The following is a 20,931-nucleotide window of genomic DNA, read 5'->3' as shown; positions in this document are numbered from 1 at the left end:
CCCACCCCTCCATGGACTTCCACCCGCGGCCCCAGGCCGGGCCCGCGGCCCCCTGGGCCTTCCCCGCCCCCGAGCGCGGCACGCTCCCCAACGGCCTGACGGTGCTGCGCTGCCACCGCCCCGGCCAGCAGGTCGTCGCCGTGGACATCAACGTCGTGGCCCCCCTGACCGCCGAGCCCGAGGGCCTCGACGGCGTCGCCACCATCATGGCGCGCGCCCTGTCCGAGGGCACCGACAAGCACACCGCCGAGGAGTTCACGGCCGAGCTGGAGCGCTGCGGCGCCACCCTCGACGCCCACGCCGACCACCCCGGCGTGCGCCTCTCTCTGGAGGTGCCGGCCTCCCGGCTCGCCAAGGCCCTCGGCCTCGTCGCCGACGCCCTGCGCGCCCCGGCCTTCCCGGACAACGAGGTCGAGCGCCTCGTGGGCAACCGCCTGGACGAGATCCCGCACGAGCTGGCCAACCCCTCCCGCCGGGCCGCCATGGCGCTCTCCAAGGAGCTCTTCCCGGCCGGCTCGCGGATGTCCCGCCCCCGCCAGGGCACCGAGGAGACCGTCGCCCGCATCGACGCCGCCTCCGTCCGCGCCTTCTACGAGGCCCACGTCCGGCCCGCCACCACGACCGCCGTGGTCGTCGGCGACTTCACCGGCATCGACCTCGACACGGCCCTCGCCGACTCGCTCGGCGCCTGGACGGGCTCCCCGGCCGAGCCGCACCCGCTCCCGCCGGTCACCGCCGACGACACCGGCCGCGTCGTCATCGTGGACCGCCCCGGCGCGGTCCAGACGCAGCTCCTCATCGGCCGCACCGGCGCCGACCGGCACGACGCGGTGTGGCCCGCCCAGTCCGTCGGCACGTACTGCCTCGGCGGCACCCTCACCTCCCGCCTGGACCGCGTCCTGCGCGAGGAGAAGGGCTACACCTACGGCGTCCGGGCCTTCGGCCAGGTGCTGCTGTCCTCCCCGGAGGGCACCGGCGCGGCCATGCTGGCCATCAGCGGCTCGGTGGACACCGCCTCCACCGGCCCCGCGCTGCAGGACCTGTGGACGGTGCTGCGCACCCTTGCCGCCGAGGGCCTGACGGACGAGGAGCGCGACTCCGCCGTGCAGAACCTCGTCGGCGTCGCCCCGCTCAAGTACGAGACGGCGGCGGCCGTCGCCGGGACGCTGGCCGACCAGGTCGAGCAGCACCTCCCGGACGACTTCCAGGCGCGGCTGTACGAGCGCCTCGCCGGGACGGGCACGGTGGAGGCCACGGCCGCCGTCGTCAACGCCTTCCCGGTCGACCGGCTGGTGACGGTGCTCGTCGGTGACGCCGCGCAGATCGAGGAGCCCGTCCGGGCCCTCGGCATCGGCGACGTGACGGTGATCACGGGCTGAGCCCCGGCGGCGGGCCGCTCCGCCGACCCGCCGTCAACCGGCAGGCACGCGCGCCCCAGCGGCGCGCGTGCCTGCCAAATGTCCGGTTTAGTGGAGTGGTTGCACGTCTGCACTGTGGCGTGGGACACAAAACACTGCTTCTGTTTGCCGATCGAAAGTGACGGCGTCTAGCGTCGAAGCGTCTGTCCGTCAGATGTGCGTCGCATCCGCGGCCCGGGCAGACATCGCCGAGTCCCCGTACGGCGCGAGCCAGGGGAGCCGGGGACCCAAGTGTCCCTGGGGTGAATCGGGCCCCTTTCCGGAGGGATCCGTAGGAGACCTTCCTGCTCCGAACCCGTCAGCTAACCCGGTAGGCGAGAGGGAAGGAAAGGACCAGCCTCACCTATGGCGTTCACTCGTGCCACCGGGAAGCACCGCAAGCCGAGCCGCGCCGTTCGCGTCAGCGCGAACGCGGCAGGCATAGCCACCCTCGCCGCCACTGGTGTCGTCGCGGGCTTCGCCGCCCCGGCGCTGGCCGCCACCCCCGACGACGTCCACCGTCCCACCGAGGACACCGGCCTGACCCAGGCTGTCGTCATCGGCGAGGACACCGCGGGCCGCATCGGCGAGCAGGCCCAGGTCCAGAGCAGCTCCGCGGCCGAGTCCTCCGCCGTCCGCGAGGCCGAGACCGCCGCCAAGCAGCAGGCCGCCGACGTCAAGAAGGCGGACGACGAGGCCAAGCGCAAGGCCGAGGCCGAGCGCAAGGAGCAGGAGCGCATCGCCCGCGAGCAGGAGCGCAAGCGCCTCAACACCTTCGTCTCGCCGATCGCCGGCTCGTACGTCTCCACGTCCTACAAGGCCTCCAGCGGCCTGTGGTCCTCCGGCAGCCACACCGGCGTCGACTTCCACGCCGAGTCCGGCACCTCGGTCCAGGCCGTGGGCGCCGGCACCATCGTCGAGGCCGGCTGGGGCGGCGCGTACGGCAACAACGTCGTCATCAAGCACAACGACGGCACGTACACGCAGTACGGCCACCTGTCCTCCATCGACGTCTCCGTCGGCCAGAGCGTCACCGCCGGCCAGCAGATCGGCCTCTCCGGCGCCACGGGCAACGTCACCGGCCCGCACCTGCACTTCGAGGCCCGCACGGGCGCCGTCTACGGCACCGACATCGACCCCGTCGCGTACCTCGCCGAGCACGGCGTCTCGGTCTGACGCACCGCGGACAGCGGCGCCCCGCGCGCCCGATCGTCTGACGAAGGCCCCGGCCCACCGGCCGGGGCCTTCGCCGTGCCCGGACCGCCCCGCGCCGTGGCTGTCACCCGCCCCGTGTTGGCCAAAACATATCGATGACTTCCCGCGCGCCGTCGGAAATCGCGGGCCGCTGCAATAGAGTCGCTGAACAAACGTCAATCGGCCGCGTTTCGCGGGGGTTATCCGGAGGTTCACCCATGCGGGGCCGTACGTGAACGGTGAGGGGACAGCGGCTCAGGAGAGCCGTCGCATTTCCGCGCATGCCGTGTGCACGGCGATTCGTGACGACATTGTTTCCGGCACGTTTCCGCCCGGCAGCCGGCTCACCGAGGAGGTCCTCGCGCGCCGCTACGGGGTCTCCCGCGTGCCCGTGCGCGAGGCGCTGCGCACCCTCGCCTCGGAGGGCTTCGTGACCACCCGGCGGCACGCCGGCGCGTGCGTCGCCGAGCCCACCGAGCAGGAGGCCGCGGATCTGCTGGAGGTGCGCGCCCTGCTGGAGCCGCTGGGCGCCGCGCGCGCCGCTCAGCGCCGCACGGAGGCGCACCTGAAGGTGCTGCGCGGGCTGGTCAGGCTGGGCCAGGAGCGGGCCCGCGGCGGCCGTACGGGCGAGCTGCGGCCGCTGGGCGACTGGTTCGACGAGACGCTCGCCCAGGCCTCCGGCAGCCCCAGCATCGCGGGGCTGCTCACCCAGCTGCGGCTCAAGATCGCCTGGGTGTACGCGGCGGAGCCGCCGGTGCGGCCCGTCGACACGTGGGAGCTGCTCGGCGCCCTCGTGGACGCTGTGGCCCGCGGCGACGCCGAGCGGGCCCGGGCGATCGCCGCGGCCCGTGCGGACCGGGCGCCGGGGGAATTCCGGCTGCGGCGCTCCGTGCCGGCGGCGCGGACGGGGACCGCCCGGAATAGGGAGTCCGCCGGGAGAACAGTGATCGCCGGTTCTTGAAGTGCGCCCGCTCTTGAAGTGCGCCCGCGCATTTTGCGCCCGGAGTTCCGGAGTTACCGAAGGAAATGTTCTTCAGCTGAACTCGTGCCTATGGAATGGCATGCCGGCGCGGCAGGAATGCCATGGATTTCACTCGGGAACGATAACGGGGCCGCGGCGGCCTCCATCGGCCGCCGCGGCCCCGCCGCGCGGGATTCCGTCGGATCAGACGGTCTCCGGGAGCTCCTCGAGACCCTCGGCGACCAGCTTCGCCAGGCGGTCCAGAGCGGCCTCGGCACCCTCGGCGTCGCTCGCCAGAACGATCTCCTCGCCACCCTGGGCGCCCAGGCCCAGCACGGCCAGCATGGAGCCGGCGTTGACCGGGGTGCCGTCGGCCTTGGCGATCGTCATGGGGACGCCGGCGGCAGTCGCCGCACGGACGAAGATCGACGCGGGACGGGCGTGCAGGCCCTCGGCCCAGCCGACGGTGACGCGGCGCTCAGCCATGGTGTTGCCCTTCAGGTCGTAGGGGTTGTCTAGACCAGTGTCGCACGGTGCCGGGAGTGCTCCGGCGCCGCGCCCTCGTTGTCGGTGCCCGGCCTTACGCTGGCCCCATGCAGACGACGCCGGCGCAGTCCGGGCACGAGCACGCGTACCCCGCCCACTGGGAAGCCGACGTCGTCCTGCGCGACGGCGGCACCGCCCACCTGCGCCCCATCGCACCGGACGACGCGCAGCGGCTGGTGAGCTTCTACGAGCAGGTCTCGGACGAGTCGAAGTACTACCGCTTCTTCGCCCCCTACCCCCGCCTCTCCGACCGGGACGTGCACCGCTTCACCCATCACGACTACGTGGACCGGGTCGGCCTCGCCGCCACCGTCGGCGGCGAGTTCATCGCCACCGTCCGCTACGACCGCGTCGACGGCCGCGGCCTGCCGGCGTCCGGGCCCGCCGACGAGGCCGAGGTCGCCTTCCTCGTGCAGGACGCCCACCAGGGCCGCGGCGTCGCCTCCGCCCTTCTGGAGCACATCGCGGCCGTGGCCCGCGAGCGCGGCATCCGGCGCTTCACCGCCGAGGTGCTGCCCGCCAACACCAAGATGATCAAGGTGTTCACGGACGCGGGCTACACCCAGAAGCGCAGCTTCGAGGACGGCGTCGTCCGCCTCCAGCTGGATCTGGAGCCCACCGACCGTTCCCTCGCCGTCCAGCGGGCCCGCGAGCAGCGCGCCGAGGCCCGCTCGGTCCAGCGGCTGATCGCGCCCGGCTCCGTCGCCGTCATCGGCACCGGCCGGGCCCCCGGCGGCATGGGGCGCACCGTCCTGCGCAACCTTCTGGCCGGCGGCTTCACCGGGCGGGTGCACGCGGTCAACCACGCCTTCCCCGAGGAGGCCGCCCGGCTCGAACCCGAGGGCGTGCCGGCCCACCGCTCCGTCCTCGGCATCCCCGGGCCCGTCGACCTCGCCGTCGTCGCCGTGCCCGCCGAGCAGGTGCCCTCCGTCGTCGCCGAGTGCGGTGAGCACGGCGTCCAGGGGCTCGTCGTCCTCTCCGCCGGGTACGGCGAGAGCGGCGCCGACGGGCGCCACCGGCAGCGCGAGCTGGTGCGCCAGGCCCGCTCGTACGGGATGCGCATCATCGGGCCCAACGCCTTCGGGCTCATCAACACCGCCGCCGGCGTCCGCCTGAACGCCTCCCTGTCGCCCGAGCTGCCCGCCGCCGGGCGCATAGGGCTCTTCAGCCAGTCCGGAGCCATCGGCATCGCCCTGCTGTCCGGGCTGCACCGGCGCGCCGCCGGGCTCGTCGGCATCTCCTCCTTCGTCTCCGCCGGCAACCGCGCGGACGTCTCCGGCAACGACTTCCTGCAGTACTGGCACGACGACCCCGACACCGACCTCGTGCTCATGTACCTGGAGTCCATCGGCAATCCCCGCAAGTTCACACGGCTCGCGCGGCGCACGGCCGCCCGCAAGCCGGTCGTCGTCGTCAAAGGCGCCCGGCACGGCGGCGCCGCGCCCACCGGGCACGCCGTCCCCAGCACCCGGATCCCCGACGCCACCGTCTCCGACCTGCTCCGGCAGGCCGGCGTCATCCGCGTCGACACGGTCACCGAGCTCGCCGATACGGGGCTGCTCCTCGCCTCCCAGCCGCTGCCCGCGGGCCCGCGCGTCGCCATCCTCGGCAACTCCGAGTCCCTCGCCCTGCTCACCTACGACGCCTGCCTCACGGACGGGCTGCGGCCCCAGCCGCCGTACGACCTGACCACCGGCGCCCAGCCCGCCGACTTCCGCCGGGCGCTCGCCGGGGCCCTCGCGGACGAGGAGTGCGACGCCGTCGTCGTCACCGCCATCCCGTGGGTCGGGGACGCCTCCGCGGCGGACCTCGCCGGGGCGCTCCGGGAGGCCGTCGCGGCCTCGCCCGCCGCGAAGCCGGTCACCGTCGTGCACCTGGAGATCCCCGGGCTCGCGGAGGCCCTCGCGGCGGCGCCGGGCGCGGATGCGGATGCGGACGCCGGGGGAGCGGCGGTGCGGATCCCCGCATACCCCGCCGCCGAGCGGGCCGTCCGGGCCCTCGCCGAGGCCGCGCGGTACGCACGCTGGCGGCGGCTGGCGGCCGAGCCGGGGCGGGTGCCGGAGTACGACGACATCGACGAGGCGGGCGCCGCCGCGGACATCGAGGTCCTCCTGGAGGCCCACGGGGCCGTCCTGGCACCGCCGCCCGAGGGGCCCCGTGCGGTCACCCTCTCCGCGCCCGACACGCAGCGGCTCCTCGCCCGGTACGGGATCGCCGTGATGCCCGCCCTGCCGGCGCCCGACCCCGACAGCGCGGTCCGCGCGGCCGGGCGGCTCGGCTTCCCCGTCGCCCTCAAGCCCACCGCCCCGCACCTGCGCCACCGCGCCGACCTCGGAGGCGTCCGGCTCGACCTCGGCGGCGAGACGGAACTGCGCCGCGCGTACGCCGAGTTGTCCGAGCTCCTCGGCAAGCCCGAGGAGACCCGGCTCGTCGTCCAGTCCATGGCGCCGCGCGGCGTCGACACGGTCGTCCGGGCGGCGATCGATCCGGCGGCGGGCGCGGTCCTCTCCTTCGGGCTCGCGGGGGCGCCGTCGCTGCTGCTCGGCGACACCGCGCACCGGCTCGTCCCCGTGACCGACCGGGACGCCGCCGAGCAGATCCGCTCGATCCGCACCGCGCCGCTGCTGTTCGGCTGGCGCGGGGCGACTCCGGTGGACACGCGGGCGCTGGAGGAGCTCCTGCTACGGGTCTCCCGGCTGGTCGACGACCACCCGGAGGTCGTCGGCGCCGACCTGGAACCGGTGATCGTCGCGCCTCATGGCGTCCACGTCCTCGGCGCCACGATCCGCCTCTCGCCGGCGCCGGCGCGCACGGATCTGGGGCCGCGCAGCCTGCCGGTGGTCTGACAGCAACAGACCACCGGGCTGCACCCGGCGTGCCGGCGCCCGGCACCGCGGGGGTTCCTCGCCGTGGCGGCGGGAGTGGGGGCGAGCCCCGTCTGTAGTGGCCGCGGCGCTCGTCCCCGCCGCAGTGGTGCTCAGCCACGACGGCGCGATTCGGCGGTGCCGTCCCGCCTCCGGTGTGGTGGCCCGGCCCCGCTCGCGGTCGGTTCGGCCCCGCCGGTCCGCGCCGCGGGGGTTTCTCGCCGTGGCGGCGGGAGGGAGAGGCGGGGCTCTCAGGCGACCGGTCGGGGCGGAACGGAGGGCTCCGTGTGATGCCTGTCCCATCGGGGGTGCGCGGCCGGGGCCGGGGCGGGCGCATCGGGCGGCCGGGGCCCGTGGGCCCCTTAGGATGGGCTTATGGCGAAGACCGGTACGACGACCCAAGGGCTGCGCGCGGCGATCGAGCGCAGCGGCTACTACCCGGCCCTCGTGGCCGAGGCGGTGGAGGCCGCAGTGGGCGGGGAGCCGGTCGTGTCGTACCTGGTGCACCAGGAGACGACGTTCGACTCCAACGAGGTGCGCCGCCACGTCACGGTCCTCGTCCTCACCGGCACCCGCTTCATCGTCAGCCACACCGACGAGCAGGCCGCCGACGGCACGTCGCCGTCCCCGTACGCCACCACCTCCACGGAGTCCGTGAAGCTGGAGCGGATCTCCTCGGTCGTGCTGAGCCGCGTCGTCGCCAACCCCGAGTCGTACACGCCGGGCACCCTGCCCCGCGAGGTCGTGCTGAACATCGGCTGGGGCGCGGTGTCCCGGATCGACCTGGAGCCCGCGGCCTGCGGCGACCCCAACTGCGACGCCGACCACGGCTACACCGGCTCCTCCACGGCCGACGACCTGAGCCTGCGCGTCAGCGAGGCCGGCGACGGCCCGGACACCGTCCGCCAGACCCTGGCCTTCGCCCAGGCGCTCTCCGAAGCCACTGCGGCGACCGCGGCGACCGCCCGCTGATGTCCCATCCGATGACGGCGGGCTCCGCCTGGCACGAGCCCGCCCCTCTCGACCCCCGCTCGGCCCCGCTGCCCCGCTACGGCACGGGCTCGCTGGCCGATCTGCTGCCGGCCGCCGTGGCGGGCATGGGGGTCCCGGGCTTCTCCACGGGCCTGGAGCTCACCCCGGCCGACCGCGTGTGCGTGTTCCTGATCGACGGTCTCGGCTGGGAGCTGCTGCGCGCCCATCCCGACGAGGCGCCGTTCCTGCACTCGCTGACGACCGGCTCGAACCCGCTGACCGCGGGCTTCCCGTCCACCACGGCCACCTCCCTGGCCTCGGTGGGCACGGGCCTGCCGCCGGGCGCCCACGGCCTGCCCGGCTACACGGTGGCCGACCCGGCCACGGGGCAGCTGATGAACCAGCTGCGCTGGCGCCCCTGGACCGATCCGCACGCCTGGCAGCCGTACCCCACGGTCTTCCAGCTCGCGGACGCGGCCGGCGTGCACACCTGCCAGGTCTCCGCCCCGGACTTCCAGCACACCCCGCTGACGAAGATCGCGCTGAGCGGCGGCACCTTCCACGGCCGGCTCTCCGGGGAGGAGCGGATGGACCTCGCCGCCGACCGGCTCGGCGCCGCGGACCGCTCGCTCGTCTACACGTACTACAGCGACGTCGACGGCAAGGGGCACCGCTTCGGCGTCGACTCCGACGAGTGGCGCGGCCAGTTGATGTACGTCGACCGCCTCGCCCAGCGCCTCGCCGAGCAGCTGCCGCCCCGCTCCGCCCTGTACGTCACCGCCGACCACGGCATGATCGACATCCCGTTCGACCCGGAGTCGCGCATCGACTTCGACGAGGACTGGGAGCTCCGCGCGGGCGTCGCCCTGCTCGGCGGCGAGGCGCGCGCCCGCCACGTCTACGCCGTGCCCGGCGCCGCCGCCGACGTCCTCGCCGTGTGGCGGGAGGTGCTGGGCGAGCAGATGTGGATCGCGAGCCGCGACGAGGCGATCGAGGCCGGCTGGTTCGGCCGGCCCGGCGAGGGCGTCGACGACCGCGTCTACGGCCGGATCGGTGACGTGGTCGCCGCCGCCCGCGACGACATCGCGATCGTCGCCACCGAGACCGAGCCGAACGAGTCCGCGATGGTGGGGCTGCACGGCTCCATGACGCCCGTGGAGCAGCTCGTGCCGCTCCTCGAAGTGCGACCCTGAACGTCCGTACGCCCCACCACCCCCCACAACGCCCCGACCTATGAAAGGCATTGGCTTCCCCATGCCCGAGCTGGTGTTCTTCTCCGGAACGATGGACTGCGGAAAGAGCACCCTCGCTCTGCAGATCGAGCACAACCGCTCGGCCCGCGGCCTGCAAGGGATGATCTACACCCGCAACGACCGCGCCGGCACGGGCAAGCTGTCCTCGCGGCTCGGTCTGGTCACCGACTCCGTCGAGGCGGGCGAGGGGTTCGACTTCTACGCGCACATCGTCGCCCACCTCTCCGCGGGCGGCCGCGCCGACTACGTCATAGCCGACGAGGCGCAGTTCCTCGACCCCGGCCAGGTCGACCAGCTCGCGAGGATCGTCGACGACCTCGAACTCGACGTCTTCGCCTTCGGCATCACCACCGACTTCCGCACCAAGCTCTTCCCCGGCTCCCAGCGCCTGGTCGAACTCGCCGACCGCATCGAGGTGCTGCAGGTCGAGGCGCTGTGCTGGTGCGGCGCGCGGGCCACGCACAACGCCCGCACGGTGGGCGGCCAGATGGTGGTCGAGGGCGCGCAGGTGGTCGTCGGCGACGTCAACCAGCCCGAGACCGTGGTCGGTTACGAAGTGCTGTGCCGGCGCCACCACCGCCGCAGGCTGACGGCCGCCGCGGCCCGCGCCGCGGCGCTCTCGCCCGACGTGCTGCCCGTGGACCCCGACTCCGTGGGCGACCCCGTCAGCGGACTGTCCGCAGCAGAGTGAAGACCGCCCCTTCCGGGTCGGCGACCGTGGCCACCTGCCCGGCCGGCCCCTCGTGCGGCGGCCGCAGCACCTGACCCCCCAGCTCCACCACGCGCAGCGCCGCGGCGTCGGTGTCCGCGACCTCGAAGTACGTCATCCAGTGCGGGCCCTGCAGACGGGGCCCGGCCCCGCGGATCGCCGCGACCGGCCGGTCGCCGAGCTGCAGCGTCAGATAGTCGCTGGTCTCCGCGTCCGCCGGCTTGACGTCGTACCCGAACAGGGCCCGGTAGAAGCCGACGACGGCGGATGCCCGGCGGGTCACCAGCTCGTGCCACGCGGGCGTGCCCGGCACGCCCGTCAGCTGCGCGCCGGTCAGCTCCTGGCCCTGCCACACGCCGAACGGCGCCCCCGCCGGGTCGCTGGCGAGCACCAGCCGCCCCGCGTCCTCCGCGGACAGCGGGCCCACCCCGACCGTGCCGCCGAGACAGCGGATCCACTCCGCGGCCTCGTCGGCGTCGTCGCTGGCGAGGTACGTGGTCCAGGCGGTCGCCAGCCGCACGCCGGGCGCGAGCTCCCCGAGGCCGGCCACGTCCCGGCCGTCGACCGTGGCGCGGACGTAGGGCCCCAGCTGGCGCGGTCCGGGGCTGTAGAAGGACCAGCCGAACAGACCACCGTAGAAGTCCTGGATCGACTCCAGGTCGTGCGCCAGGAGACTCGTCCAGCACGGGGTGCCCGGCGCGCGCCGGCCCTCACGTGCTCCTGGCCGGGGGGAGCCCCAAACCTCGGTCATGTCACTCTCTCCTCGGACCATCGTGGTGGCCGCGCGTCCCGCGCCGGGCTCGCGGCGCGCGGGGGTGGTACGGGACGGGGCACGACCAGATGGTTGCACCACCTGCCGTCACGCGCCCCCCGGCCGCGCCGGGATTCCCGGGTTCCCGCAGGAGAATGCCCGCAATCGCGGGGCAGTACCGTTCCGGCGCCCGCACGGGCCGCGGCGGGCAGGCGCGCCCAGTATCGATCAGGTGTACGCGACCTCGCCAGAGGCCCGTTGACCGCACGTCCGACTACGTCAGGATGGGGTCCATGAATGCCATCATCAGCGCAGTCGAACTCATGGACGCCTCGGCGAGCGGGCAGCCGCCGGTCCTGCTGGACGTCCGCTATCAGCTCGGGGGCCCGCCCGGGCGGCCGGAGTACGAGGCGGGGCATATCCCCGGCGCGGTCTACGTGGACCTGGAGGGCGAGCTCGCCGGGCCCGCGGGGAAGGAGGGCCGGCACCCGCTGCCGGACCTCGCGGTCTTCGGCGCGGCGATGCGCGCGGCCGGCGTCGGATCCGGCGGCGACGTCGTCGTCTACGACGGGGGCCAGGGCTGGGCGGCCGCGCGGGCGTGGTGGATGCTGCGCTGGGCCGGGCACCCGTCCGTACGGGTCCTCGACGGCGGACTCGCCGCCTGGCGGGCGCGGGGCGGGCCGGTCACGGACGAGCGGACGGCCGTCCGCGAGGGCGACTTCGTCCCGGCGCCGGGGGCGCTGCCGCTGCTCGACGCGGACGGCGCGGCGGCGCTGGCCCGCCGCGGGCTGCTGCTGGACGCCCGGGCGGGGGAGCGCTACCGGGGCGAGGTGGAGCCGATCGACGCCGTCGCGGGCCACATTCCGGGCGCGGTCTCCGCCCCCACCGCGGAGAACGTGGCCGCCGACGGGCGGCTGCGCCCCGCCGCCGAACTGGCGGCCCGCTTCACCGCGCTGGGGGCCGTGGAGGGCACCGAGGTGGGCGTCTACTGCGGCTCGGGCGTCTCCGCGGCGCAGGAGCTGCTGGCGCTGGCCGTGGCGGGTGTTCCGGCGGCGCTGTACGTCGGCTCGTGGAGCGAGTGGTCGTCTATCCGCATCCGCCCTGTGCTGTGGCTCGGAGGGCCTGCGGCGTGGGAAGGCCGCGCCGCAGGCGCCATCGCGGCCCGGTGCCGTTGCGGCGGGGACGTGGTGCCGGGCGCACGGGTTTCCTTCCGCGGCGGTGGTGAGGAATCTATCCGCATCCGCCCTGTGCTGTGGCTCGGAGGGCCTGCGGCGTGGGAAGGCCGCGCCGCAGGCGCCATCGCGGCCCGGTGCCGTTGCGGCGGGGACATGGTGCCGGGCGCCCGGATTTTCTTCCGCCGCGACGGCGAGGAACCCCCGTGGCGCGGACCGGCGGTGCCTAGCCGGCCGCGCGTACGGTCTTCCGGCCGGGCTCCGGCTCGGGCGCGCTGCCGTCGGCGCCCCCGGGCGGGCCCGGGAGCCTGACGGGGAGTCACTGCCGTAGCGATTACTCCTGTTTCTTGCGGCGGGTGCCGAAGACGATCTCGTCCCAGCTGGGGACCGCCGCACGCCGGCCCGGCCGGACCCCGTCCGCCTCGGCCTGACGGTCCGTCGTGCCGACCAGCCGGTCGCGGTGACCGGCCACGGACCGCGGCATGAGGACGTCCGCGTACGCGGCACCCGCACTCGCGGCCGGTGCCGGCGGCTCGACGGCCTCCGGCACCTCGGACGGTTCGTCAGCGGCCTGCGCGGCCGAGGCCGTTTCGGGCACGACCATGTCACCGCGGAAACTGGGCACCGCTTCGAGCAGGCTCGTCAGCGAATCCCGCTCTTTTCCGGGCTCCTCTGCGGGCTCGGCCTCCGGCTCCGGCGGGGCCGGCGGGCCGGACGACGCCTGCTGCCGGTCCAGCGACCGGTCGAGGGGCCGGTCCCGGGGCAGCCGCGCGATCCGGGGCACGAACGGGAAGCTCGGCTCGGGCGTGTCGTCGGTCTCGCCGATGAGCGCGCGGGCCTCGTCGTCCATCGCTTGAACGATCCGCCTCGGCGGGTCGTACGACCAGCTCGCCGCGTGGGGCTCACCTGCCGCCCGGTAGACGAGCAGGACCTCCCACGTGCCGTCGTCCCGGCGCCAGGAGTCCCACTGCGCGGTGTCCTTCTCGGCCCCGCGCAGCATGAGCCGCTCGGCCACCGTCTCGCCGAGGAGCGGGCCGGTGTTCTCGCCGGGGCGGCGCACGGCCGTCTTGCGGGCGCGCTCGGCCATGAACGCGCGCTCGGCCAGCACCGGGCCCTCGAACCTGCGCACCCGCTCGACGGGGATCCCCGCGAGCTGCGCCACCTCCTCCGCGGAGGCCCCTGCACGTATCCGCGCCTGGATGTCGCGGGGGCGGAGATGGCTCTCCACCTCGATCTCGATCTGCCCCAGGCGAGCACGGTCGTTGCGCACCGCGGCGCGCAGCCGTTCGTCGATGGGAAGGGTGTACTCCGTGCTGTCCGCAGCCTTGAGCACCAGCCGTGTGCCGTCGTTGGAGACGGCCACGACACGCAGTTCGGGCATGGGGACCTCCCGGGTGGTGCCTGCCGACGTCACGTGCGTCGCTGCTTCCGCTAGTCGAGTGTGGCCTGCCCGGGTGCAGCCTGCCACAACATTGCCGAGTTGACGGGGGTGAGAGCCGCTGGGGCCCCGCCCGTTGGGTCCGGGCAGCCGGACGGGACACCGGGGCCAGGGCTCGCCACAGTACTCCATTCGGGCCACTGGGGGTGGAATGGCGCGCCATCGAAGTTCACGCGAGAGAAGGGAGTTGATCGTACCTATCGGGCGCGGCGCCGGTTGCGCGGGTGTCGAGGTTCACACAATCGCCGGAATCGGAACTGTTCGTTACGCTCGAATGTCTCTTCTACCTGCAAGACGGACCCAAGGGCTACACAGAGGCAGGAGATGGACGACAAAGGCGAAAGCGAGGCAAAAACGAAGAACAAGCGTCTGGACCTGAGCCTCGCGCAGGTCGCCGGCAGCGCCCTCGCGGCGGTGGTGGCCGCACTGCTCGCGGGCAAGCTCGGGGTGTACGGCACGGTCATCGGCGCCGGTGTCGTGAGCGTCGTGGCCACCTCCGGTGGCACGATCTTCCAGCACTTGTTCAAGCGGACCGGGGAGCAGCTCCGCGAGGCGACCGCGCAGTCGGCGAAGCCGAAAATGCGGCAGGTGCCCGTGCGGGACGCGGGCCGTGCGGTCAGCCGTGCGGCTTCGGCCGCGGCCGCGCAGGGTACCGGGCCCGCCGGCCGGGGCGCCGCGGACGACGACGCGACCCGCGCGCTCCCGCAGGCCGACGCGACGCAGCTGCTGCCCGCCGCGGACGGCGACGCGGCGACACGGCTGGTGCACACGGTGCGACAGACGCCGGAGCCCGGCGGCGCGTACGCGGGCGCGCATCCTGGGGCGCGCGCTGACGAACACCCCTTTGCGTACGGCGACGCGCACGCCGACGCGCACACGGGCCCGTACACCGACCCATACACCCCGGCCACGACCCACGGCACCCGGGTGCGCGGCTGGAAGCGCCCTCTGATCGCGGCCGGCGCGGTCTTCGTGCTCGCCATGGGCACGGTCACCGCGGTCGAGCTGGTCAAGGGTTCGAGCGCGGACGGCGGCGGCTCGACCACGGTCGGTCAGATTTTCGACGGCGGGAAGTCCCGGAAGAAGCAGGATCCGGCGCCCGAGCGGAACCCGGGTCCCGGCCGTTCCCACGACGGCGACAGCAGCGAGCGGCACCGCACCGGCGGGGACACCGGCTCCACGCCGGACCCGGACGCGTCCCGCGAGGGCGGCGGCGATACGGGCAAGCAGTCGCCGGAGCCGTCGACGTCCCCGTCCTCGGGCGGCTCCACGCCGTCCACCAAGCCGGATCCCTCGCCGAATCCGTCCACGTCCCCGGACGGCGGTACGGGTGGCGACGGCAAGGGTGGCAGTACGAGCGGGGCCGGGACCACTGGTGGTCAGACGACGCCCAAGCCGCCGGCTCAGGGCCAGAACGCGGCGGCCGGCCCGGCCTCGGCCGGCACGGTCTCGTAGGGCACGGCCCGGCCGGGTGCTCCCCGGCTGCAGGCCGTGCGCGGCTGGTCGCGCCCGCGCGGCGGAGCCGCAGGTCGATACCGCCCCGCGCCCCTTACGGGGCGTGGTGCGCACCGGCACCGGCATCTGCACCAGTACGCACCCCGTGCCGGCCGCAGGCCCCTACGCCCCCAGCACCCGCCGCAGATAGTCGTTGCCGAAGACGCGCTGCGGGTCCAGCCGGTCCCGTATCGCGGTGAATTCCTCGAACCGCGGGTACGCCGCCGCGAGGTGCCCCGCGTCGCGGCTGTGCAGCTTGCCCCAGTGGGGGCGTCCGCCGTGGGCCGTCATGATCTGCTCGGCGGCCCGGAAGTACGCCTGATAGGGGACACCCCTGTACATGTGTACGGCTATATAGGCGGTGTCCCGGCCGTAGGCCGTGGACAGGGGTATGTCGTCGGCCGGGGCCGTGCGGACCTCGACCGGGAAGGCCACGCGCAGCCGCGAGCGCTCGATCGCGGCCCGCAGCTCGCGCAGCGCCGGGATCGCGGCCTCCCGCGGCAGCGCGTACTCCATCTCCAGGAAGCGGACCCGGCGCGGGCTGGTGAAGACCTTGTACGGGACGTCCGTGTAGGCGCGGGCGGACAGGGCGCGTCCGGCGATGCGGGCGATGCCCGGTATCGCGGCGGGGACGGCGCTGCCCACGGCGCACAGGGCGCCGAAGAGGCCGTTCGACAGCAGCTCGTCCTCGACGAAGGCGCCGATCCGGCCGGGCGGGGCGGCGGGGCCCGCGCTGCGGTTGTTGCGCTTGGTGACGCAGCGGGTGGTGTGCGGGAACCAATAGAACTCGAAGTGCTCGTTCTCGGCGACCAGCTGGTCGAACTCTGCCGTGACCCGGTCGAGCGGCATCGGCTCCTCGCGGGCCCGGAGCAGGAACTCCGGTTCGACGGCGAAGGTGAGCGCGGTGATCACGCCGAGCGCGCCGAGCCCGAGCCGGGCGGCGGCGAAGACCTCCGGATTCTCGTCCGCGGAGCAGGACAGCACCGAGCCGTCCGCGGTGACCAGCTCCAGGCCGCGGACCTGGGCCGAGAGGGAGGCCGAGGCGCGGCCGGTGCCGTGGGTGCCGGTGCTGACGGCGCCGGAGACGGTCTGCTCCATGATGTCGCCCATGTTGGCCAGCGACAGGCCGTGCGCGGACAGCGTCTCGTTCAGCTGCCGGAGCGTGGTGCCGGCCCCCACCGTCACGGTGCCCGCCGCGCGGTCGATCGCGCGCAGGCCCGCCAGGCGCTCGGGGCGCAGCAGCAGACCGTCGGTGGCGGCCGCGGCGGTGAAGGAGTGGCCGGTGCCGGCCGCCTTCACCTTGAGGCCGTCCGACGCGGCCCGGGCGACCGCCGCCGCGACCTCTCCCGCGGTCGCCGGGGCCACGGTGCGCGCGGGGCGGGCGGTGACGTTCCCCGCCCAGTTGCGCCAGGCGGGTGACCCGGTCGCCCTAGGCGACGACGCCCTTGCTGCGCCCGCCCCGCTCTTCGTGCCGCCCGTCGTTCCGGTCGTCTCCGTCATGCGCGTCAGACCCTCCCCTTGCCTGCGGCACAGGTGCCCCCGGCCGCTGCTCTGCCTGCGTGCGGAGCCGGCGGTACCCCAGGAGCGCGACCGCCGCTGCGAGCGCCCCCGCCACCCCGGACACCGCGTACCCCGCGGCGGCGCCGCGGGCGTCGACCACCCAGCCGGCGGCCGACGACCCCAGCGCCACGCCGACCGCGAGACCCGTGCTCGTCCAGGTCATGCCCTCGGTCAGCTGCGCGCGCGGTACGTGCTGTTCGACCAGGGCCATCGTCGTCACCATGGTCGGCGCGATCGACAGCCCCGAGACAAAGAGCGCCACGGCCAGGAACGGCAGGCTCCCGACCAGTTGGAGGGGGATCATACTCACGGCCATCGCACACACGCCCACGAGCCAGCGGCGGGCCATCTCCCCCTTGAGCGGCAGGAGTCCGAAAACCACTCCCGCCGCGCAGGAGCCCAGCGCGTACGTCGCGAGCACCAGGCTCGCCATGCTCTTGTGGCCCTGCTCCTCGGCGAAGGCGACGGTCACCACGTCACAGGTGCCGAAGATCATGCCCGTCGCGACGAACGTGGCCACGAGGACCTGCAGGCCGCGCGAGCGCAGCGCCCCGCCGCGCGCCCGCTGCTCCTGCGGGTGCGGCTCGGGCTCGGTGCCGTGCTGCGCGGTCAGCCAGAACACCCCGGCCGCCAGGAAGCAGGAGGCCAGCAGCGGACCCGCCTCGGGGAACCACTGCGTGCAGAGCCCGATCGACAGGATCGGGCCGAAGATGAAGCACACCTCGTCGACGACGGACTCGAAGGCGTACGCGGTGTGGAGCTGCGGGCTGCCGCCGTAGATGGCCGCCCAGCGGGCCCGGACCATGGAGCCCACGTTCGGCACGCACCCGGCGCACGCCGAGAAGACGAACAGCGTCCAGTCCGGCCAGCGCTGCTGCGCGCTCAGCAGCAGCCCCGCGGCGGCGACCAGGGTCAGGAGCGTCGCCGGGCGCAGCACCCGGCGCTGCCCGTGCCGGTCGACGAGCCTGGATATCTGCGGTCCGAGCACGGCGGCCGAGATGGCCAGGGTCGCCGAGAGGGCGCCCGCCAGGCCGTAGCGACCGGTGATCTGGGAGACCATCGTGACCACGCCGATGCCGAACATGGACAGCGGCATGCGGCCCAGCAGGCCGGCGGCCGAGAAGCTCTTGGTGCCGGGGGCGGCGAAGATCGCGCGGTACGGACTGGGCAAGGACGGCTCCCAGGGAGGTCGGGTGCGGGACGGATCGAGGGTGCCGTAAGGGACGTACGTGGCCGATACAGCTTACGTGGGCACGTTCGTGCGACGCACCGCCATTTCCTGCCTGTCAGTGACGAGTGGCAGGATCGGACCCATGTCGGATCAGCCAGCGCACGCCCCCTACGACGCCCTGCTGTTGCTCTCCTTCGGCGGCCCCGAGGGCCCGGACGACGTCGTCCCCTTCCTGGAGAACGTCACGCGCGGGCGCGGCATCCCCCGCGAGCGCCTCAAGGAGGTCGGGCAGCACTACTTCCTCTTCGGCGGCGTCAGCCCGATCAATGACCAGAACAGGGCGCTGCTCGGCGCCCTGCGCAAGGAGTTCGCCGAGCACGGCACCGACCTCCCGGTCTACTGGGGCAACCGCAACTGGGCGCCGTACCTGACCGACACCCTGCGCGAGATCGCCGCCGACGGCCGGCGCCGCGTGCTCACCCTCGCCACCAGCGCCTACGCCTCGTACTCGGGCTGCCGCCAGTACCGCGAGAACCTGGCCGACGCGCTCGCCGCCCTGGAGGCCGAGGGCGTCACCCCGCCCCGCGTCGACAAGCTGCGGCACTACTTCAACCACCCGGGCTTCGTCCGCCCCATGGCCGACGCCGTCCTCGCGGCCCTCGCCGAGCTGCCCGAGGCCGTCCGCGACGGCGCCCGCCTCGCCTTCACCACCCACTCCATCCCCACGGCCGCCGCGGACGCCTCCGGCCCGGCGGACGGCCACGGCGACGGCGGCGCCTACGTCGCCCAGCACCTCGACGTGGCGCGCACGATCGCGGAGGCGGTCCGCGAGGAGACCGGCCGGGAGCACCCCTGGCAGCTCGTCTACCAGTCCCGCAGCGGCGCCCCGCACATCCCCTGGCTCGAACCCGACATCTGCGACCACCTGGAGGCCGCCCACGCCGCCGGCGTCCCCGCCGTCGTCATGGTCCCCATCGGCTTCGTCTCGGACCACATGGAGGTCAAGTACGACCTCGACACCGAGGCCGCCGCCAAGGCCGCGGAGCTCGGCCTGCCGGTCGCCCGCGCGGCGACCGTCGGCGCCGACCCCCGCTTCGCCGCCGCCGTCCGCGAGCTCGTCCTGGAGCGCGCCGCGACCGAGCGCGGCGAGCACCCCGAGCGGTGCGCCCTGGGCGCCCTCGGCCCCTCGCACGACCTCTGCCCCGTCGGCTGCTGCCCGGCCAGGGCCCCGCGCCCCGCCGCCGCCGGAGCCGACAGCCCGTACGCCTGACCCTTCCACCCTGATCCCTCCGGTTCAGACCTGTTCCGTCCTATTCCGTCCAAGGAGCACCAGCATCGTGAGCGACACTCTGAAGGCAGAACTCCTGGCCGTGGCCCTCGAGGCCGCCGACCGCGCCGGGGCGCTGCTCCGCGACGGGCGCCCGGCGGACCTGGGGGTCGCCGCGACGAAGACCAGCCCGATCGACGTCGTCACCGAGATGGACATCGCCGCCGAGAAGCTGATCACCGGCTTCCTCGCCGAGCGCCGCCCCGGCGACGGCCTGCTGGGGGAGGAGGGCGCCAGCAGCGAGGGCAGCACCGGCGTCCGGTGGGTCATCGACCCGATCGACGGCACCGTGAACTACCTCTACGGCCTGCCGTCCTGGTGCGTGTCGATAGCGGCCGAGCTCGACGGCGAGGCCGTCGTCGGCGTCGTGGCCGCCCCGATGCGCGGCGAGACCTATCACGCCGTGCTCGGCGAGGGCGCGTACCTGGGCGAGCGGCGGCTGGCCGTACGGCCGGCGCCCGGCCTCGACCAGGCCCTGATCGGCACCGGCTTCGGCTACCTCGCCTCGCGCCGCGCCGCCCAGGCGGAGGTCCTGCGCTCCCTGCTGCCGCAGGTGCGCGACATCCGGCGCGGCGGGTCGGCCGCGATCGACCTGTGCGACGTGGCCTGCGGCCGGCTCGACGGCTACTACGAGCGCGGCCTCAACCCCTGGGACTACGCGGCGGGCGCGCTGATCGCCCGCGAGGCCGGGGCGCTGACGGGCGGCCGCCCGGGCGAGCCCGCCTCCACGGAGCTCACGGTGGCGGCCCCGCCCGCCCTCTTCGAGGGGCTGCAGGGGCGGCTGGAGGAGCTGGGAGCCTGGCAGGGCTGAGCACCGCCACCGCGGCCCTCAGCGGCCTTCCTGCGGGCATGACGACGCCCCGGCCCCTCGCGGGTGCCGGGGCGTCGCCGCCGGGTCCGGATCAGGCAGCGGAGACCTTGACGCCGTGCTCGGCGGCCAGGCGGTGGAGGTCGTCCAGGGCGGACTGCTCCACCTCGGCCGTGTACTCGTCGCCCAGCCTGCGGGCATGGTCCCGGTCGCTGCGGGTGGTCTCTATGCGCTGCAGAATGCCAGCGGTGAACGCGTCCATGGTGCTGCGCCCCCTCGTCGTGGGTCGATGGCACGGGGGTGTGCCGACGGCGAATCGATCGCGCCCCTGCCCTGGCGCGGGCGGGCGTGCCGTAGTGGCGTGCCGCCACTGGGCGTGATCGCGGGTGTGCAGACGTCTTCCCCAGCCCCGTCCGCGGGGAAACCTCCCGTCCGGAACCAATCCCCGACCGGACCGGAAACCGCTCAGGGCCGCTGCCCGGCGTCGATCCGGAACGACCGGCCGGCCGGTCGCCCCCGGCGCCCCTTACAGCCGGTTTACCGAGGTTCGAGGCAACATGGAGGCACCCACAAGGGGTATCTCCAGCCTGCCCGCCCGGGCTCAAAGGGAAGGATCAACGCCGTGCGCGTACTCGTCGTCGAGGACGAGCAACTGCTCGCCGATGCCGTCGCCACCGGACTGCGCCGGGAGGCCATGGCGGTCGACGTCGTGTACGACGGTGCCGCCGCCCTCGAGCGCATCGCCGTCAACGACTACGACGTGATCGTCCTCGACCGGGACCTGCCCCTCGTCCACGGCGACGACGTCTGCCGCAAGGTCGTCGAGCTCGGCATCCCCACCCGAGTCCTGATGCTCACCGCCTCCGGCGACGTCAGCGACCGCGTGGAGGGCCTGGAGATCGGTGCCGACGACTACCTGCCCAAGCCCTTCGCCTTCAGCGAGCTCACCGCCCGCGTGCGGGCCCTCGGCCGCCGCACGACCGTGGCCCTGCCGCCCGTCCTGGAGCGCGCCGGCATCAAGCTCGACCCCAACCGCCGCGAGGTCTTCCGCGACGGCCGGGAGGTCCAGCTCGCCCCCAAGGAGTTCGCCGTCCTGGAGGTCCTCATGCGCAGCGAGGGCGCGGTCGTCTCGGCCGAGCAGCTCCTGGAGAAGGCCTGGGACGAGAACACCGACCCCTTCACCAACGTGGTCCGGGTCACCGTGATGACCCTGCGCCGCAAGCTCGGCGAGCCCCCGGTGATCGTCACCGTGCCGGGCTCCGGATACCGGATCTGACCCTGATGTCCCCCACCCCCACCCCCGCGCCCGCACCC

The 20,931-nt window shown here is 74.3% G+C and carries 17 protein-coding genes, 1 pseudogene and 1 riboswitch; of the genes and pseudogenes, 12 read left to right on the top strand and 6 right to left on the bottom strand.

What is annotated here, in order from left to right; genetic code table 11:
• Positions 1-11 precede the first annotated feature (11 nt).
• The 3 genes from IF61_RS0124205 (at position 12) to IF61_RS0124195 (ending at position 3,552) form a co-directional block, all read left to right on the top strand.
• Entirely contained in the window at positions 12-1,379 is a 1,368-nt protein-coding gene (locus IF61_RS0124205) for a M16 family metallopeptidase (protein ID WP_043190514.1), read from the top strand.
• Positions 1,380-1,594: 215 nt separating this feature from the next.
• Positions 1,595-1,750: riboswitch (cyclic di-AMP (ydaO/yuaA leader) on the top strand.
• Positions 1,751-1,763: 13 nt separating this feature from the next.
• Positions 1,764-2,573: a M23 family metallopeptidase gene (locus tag IF61_RS0124200; protein ID WP_030368626.1), complete on the top strand. Its 810-nt coding sequence runs from the start codon at positions 1,764-1,766 to the stop codon at positions 2,571-2,573.
• Between the two features lie 250 nt (positions 2,574-2,823).
• The gene (locus IF61_RS0124195; protein WP_052392985.1) at positions 2,824-3,552 is read left to right on the top strand and encodes a GntR family transcriptional regulator; all 729 of its coding nucleotides are present in this window, start codon (positions 2,824-2,826) and stop codon (positions 3,550-3,552) included.
• A gap of 204 nt (positions 3,553-3,756) precedes the next feature.
• On the opposite strand, the gene IF61_RS0124190 is transcribed toward IF61_RS0124195, so the two are convergent.
• Positions 3,757-4,038 carry an HPr family phosphocarrier protein gene (locus IF61_RS0124190; protein WP_030368624.1) on the bottom strand — a complete coding sequence of 94 codons (282 nt, stop codon included), beginning with the start codon at positions 4,036-4,038 and terminating at the stop codon, positions 3,757-3,759.
• A 107-nt stretch (positions 4,039-4,145) separates the two neighbouring features.
• Between IF61_RS0124190 and IF61_RS0124185 the strand changes: the two genes are divergently transcribed.
• From IF61_RS0124185 to IF61_RS0124170, 4 genes are all read left to right on the top strand, one after another.
• Positions 4,146-6,944 carry a bifunctional acetate--CoA ligase family protein/GNAT family N-acetyltransferase gene (locus tag IF61_RS0124185; protein WP_030368623.1) on the top strand — a complete coding sequence of 933 codons (2,799 nt, stop codon included), beginning with the start codon at positions 4,146-4,148 and terminating at the stop codon, positions 6,942-6,944.
• Positions 6,945-7,337: 393 nt separating this feature from the next.
• On the top strand, positions 7,338-7,934 hold the full coding sequence (locus tag IF61_RS0124180) for a DUF5998 family protein (RefSeq protein ID WP_030368622.1): 597 nt from the start codon (positions 7,338-7,340) through the stop codon (positions 7,932-7,934).
• Positions 7,934-9,127 (top strand): alkaline phosphatase family protein, encoded by a 1,194-nt coding sequence (locus IF61_RS0124175; protein WP_030368621.1) that lies wholly within the window; start codon positions 7,934-7,936, stop codon positions 9,125-9,127. Before IF61_RS0124180 ends, IF61_RS0124175 begins: the two co-directional genes overlap by 1 nt.
• Positions 9,128-9,188: 61 nt before the next feature.
• Positions 9,189-9,878: a thymidine kinase gene (locus IF61_RS0124170; protein ID WP_030368620.1), complete on the top strand. Its 690-nt coding sequence runs from the start codon at positions 9,189-9,191 to the stop codon at positions 9,876-9,878.
• Here the strand turns inward: IF61_RS0124170 and IF61_RS0124165 are convergent.
• Positions 9,853-10,647 (bottom strand): VOC family protein, encoded by a 795-nt coding sequence (locus tag IF61_RS0124165; protein ID WP_030368619.1) that lies wholly within the window; start codon positions 10,645-10,647, stop codon positions 9,853-9,855. The genes IF61_RS0124170 and IF61_RS0124165 overlap by 26 nt on opposite strands.
• A gap of 293 nt (positions 10,648-10,940) precedes the next feature.
• Here IF61_RS0124165 and IF61_RS0124160 point away from each other — a divergent pair.
• Positions 10,941-11,753: pseudogene (locus IF61_RS0124160) on the top strand (sulfurtransferase); the annotation flags it as partial.
• Positions 11,754-12,153: 400 nt separating this feature from the next.
• Here IF61_RS0124160 and sepH read toward each other — a convergent pair.
• Positions 12,154-13,233, bottom strand: coding sequence for a septation protein SepH (sepH, locus tag IF61_RS0124155; RefSeq protein WP_030368617.1), 1,080 nt, complete (start codon positions 13,231-13,233; stop codon positions 12,154-12,156).
• Between the two features lie 348 nt (positions 13,234-13,581).
• Between sepH and IF61_RS32610 the strand changes: the two genes are divergently transcribed.
• The gene (locus IF61_RS32610; protein ID WP_052392984.1) at positions 13,582-14,712 is read left to right on the top strand and encodes a hypothetical protein; all 1,131 of its coding nucleotides are present in this window, start codon (positions 13,582-13,584) and stop codon (positions 14,710-14,712) included.
• A 162-nt stretch (positions 14,713-14,874) separates the two neighbouring features.
• Here IF61_RS32610 and IF61_RS0124145 read toward each other — a convergent pair whose 3' ends face one another.
• A complete protein-coding gene (locus tag IF61_RS0124145; protein ID WP_030368615.1) occupies positions 14,875-16,251 on the bottom strand; it encodes a D-arabinono-1,4-lactone oxidase in 1,377 nt (458 codons plus the stop codon).
• A complete protein-coding gene (locus IF61_RS0124140; protein ID WP_030368614.1) occupies positions 16,181-17,482 on the bottom strand; it encodes an MFS transporter in 1,302 nt (433 codons plus the stop codon). Before IF61_RS0124140 ends, IF61_RS0124145 begins: the two co-directional genes overlap by 71 nt.
• A 142-nt stretch (positions 17,483-17,624) precedes the next feature.
• On the opposite strand from IF61_RS0124140, the gene IF61_RS0124135 reads away from it, so the two are divergent.
• Complete coding sequence (locus IF61_RS0124135; RefSeq protein ID WP_030368613.1) at positions 17,625-18,752, top strand: ferrochelatase; 1,128 nt, start codon at positions 17,625-17,627, stop codon at positions 18,750-18,752.
• A gap of 67 nt (positions 18,753-18,819) precedes the next feature.
• A complete protein-coding gene (locus IF61_RS0124130) occupies positions 18,820-19,620 on the top strand; it encodes an inositol monophosphatase family protein (RefSeq protein ID WP_030368612.1) in 801 nt (266 codons plus the stop codon).
• Between the two features lie 91 nt (positions 19,621-19,711).
• Here the strand turns inward: IF61_RS0124130 and IF61_RS36360 are convergent, their stop codons facing one another.
• The gene (locus tag IF61_RS36360; RefSeq protein WP_169748842.1) at positions 19,712-19,879 is read right to left on the bottom strand and encodes a hypothetical protein; all 168 of its coding nucleotides are present in this window, start codon (positions 19,877-19,879) and stop codon (positions 19,712-19,714) included.
• A gap of 360 nt (positions 19,880-20,239) precedes the next feature.
• On the opposite strand from IF61_RS36360, the gene IF61_RS0124120 reads away from it, so the two are divergent.
• Positions 20,240-20,893, top strand: a complete 654-nt coding sequence (locus IF61_RS0124120; RefSeq protein ID WP_030368611.1) for a response regulator transcription factor — start codon at positions 20,240-20,242, stop codon at positions 20,891-20,893.
• Positions 20,894-20,931: the final 38 nt, after the last annotated feature.

The organism is Streptomyces roseoverticillatus, assembly GCF_000719265.1.
GTDB lineage: Bacteria > Actinomycetota > Actinomycetes > Streptomycetales > Streptomycetaceae > Streptomyces > Streptomyces roseoverticillatus.
Note: the sequence above shows the minus strand (reverse complement) of the source record. Positions and strands in the feature narration are given on the sequence as shown.

Bases quoted from the DNA above. Each gene is read 5' to 3' on its own strand.
- IF61_RS0124205 (WP_043190514.1), top strand. From the start codon at position 12: ATGGACTTCCACCCGCGGCCCCAGGCCGGGCCCGCGGCCCCCTGGGCC.
- IF61_RS0124200 (WP_030368626.1), top strand. From the start codon at position 1,764: ATGGCGTTCACTCGTGCCACCGGGAAGCACCGCAAGCCGAGCCGCGCC.
- IF61_RS0124190 (WP_030368624.1), bottom strand. From the start codon at position 4,038: ATGGCTGAGCGCCGCGTCACCGTCGGCTGGGCCGAGGGCCTGCACGCC.
- IF61_RS0124185 (WP_030368623.1), top strand. From the start codon at position 4,146: ATGCAGACGACGCCGGCGCAGTCCGGGCACGAGCACGCGTACCCCGCC.
- IF61_RS0124180 (WP_030368622.1), top strand. From the start codon at position 7,338: ATGGCGAAGACCGGTACGACGACCCAAGGGCTGCGCGCGGCGATCGAG.
- IF61_RS0124175 (WP_030368621.1), top strand. From the start codon at position 7,934: ATGTCCCATCCGATGACGGCGGGCTCCGCCTGGCACGAGCCCGCCCCT.
- IF61_RS0124170 (WP_030368620.1), top strand. From the start codon at position 9,189: ATGCCCGAGCTGGTGTTCTTCTCCGGAACGATGGACTGCGGAAAGAGC.
- IF61_RS0124165 (WP_030368619.1), bottom strand. From the start codon at position 10,647: ATGACCGAGGTTTGGGGCTCCCCCCGGCCAGGAGCACGTGAGGGCCGG.
- IF61_RS32610 (WP_052392984.1), top strand. From the start codon at position 13,582: ATGGACGACAAAGGCGAAAGCGAGGCAAAAACGAAGAACAAGCGTCTG.
- IF61_RS0124145 (WP_030368615.1), bottom strand. From the start codon at position 16,251: ATGACGGAGACGACCGGAACGACGGGCGGCACGAAGAGCGGGGCGGGC.
- IF61_RS0124135 (WP_030368613.1), top strand. From the start codon at position 17,625: ATGTCGGATCAGCCAGCGCACGCCCCCTACGACGCCCTGCTGTTGCTC.
- IF61_RS36360 (WP_169748842.1), bottom strand. From the start codon at position 19,879: ATGGACGCGTTCACCGCTGGCATTCTGCAGCGCATAGAGACCACCCGC.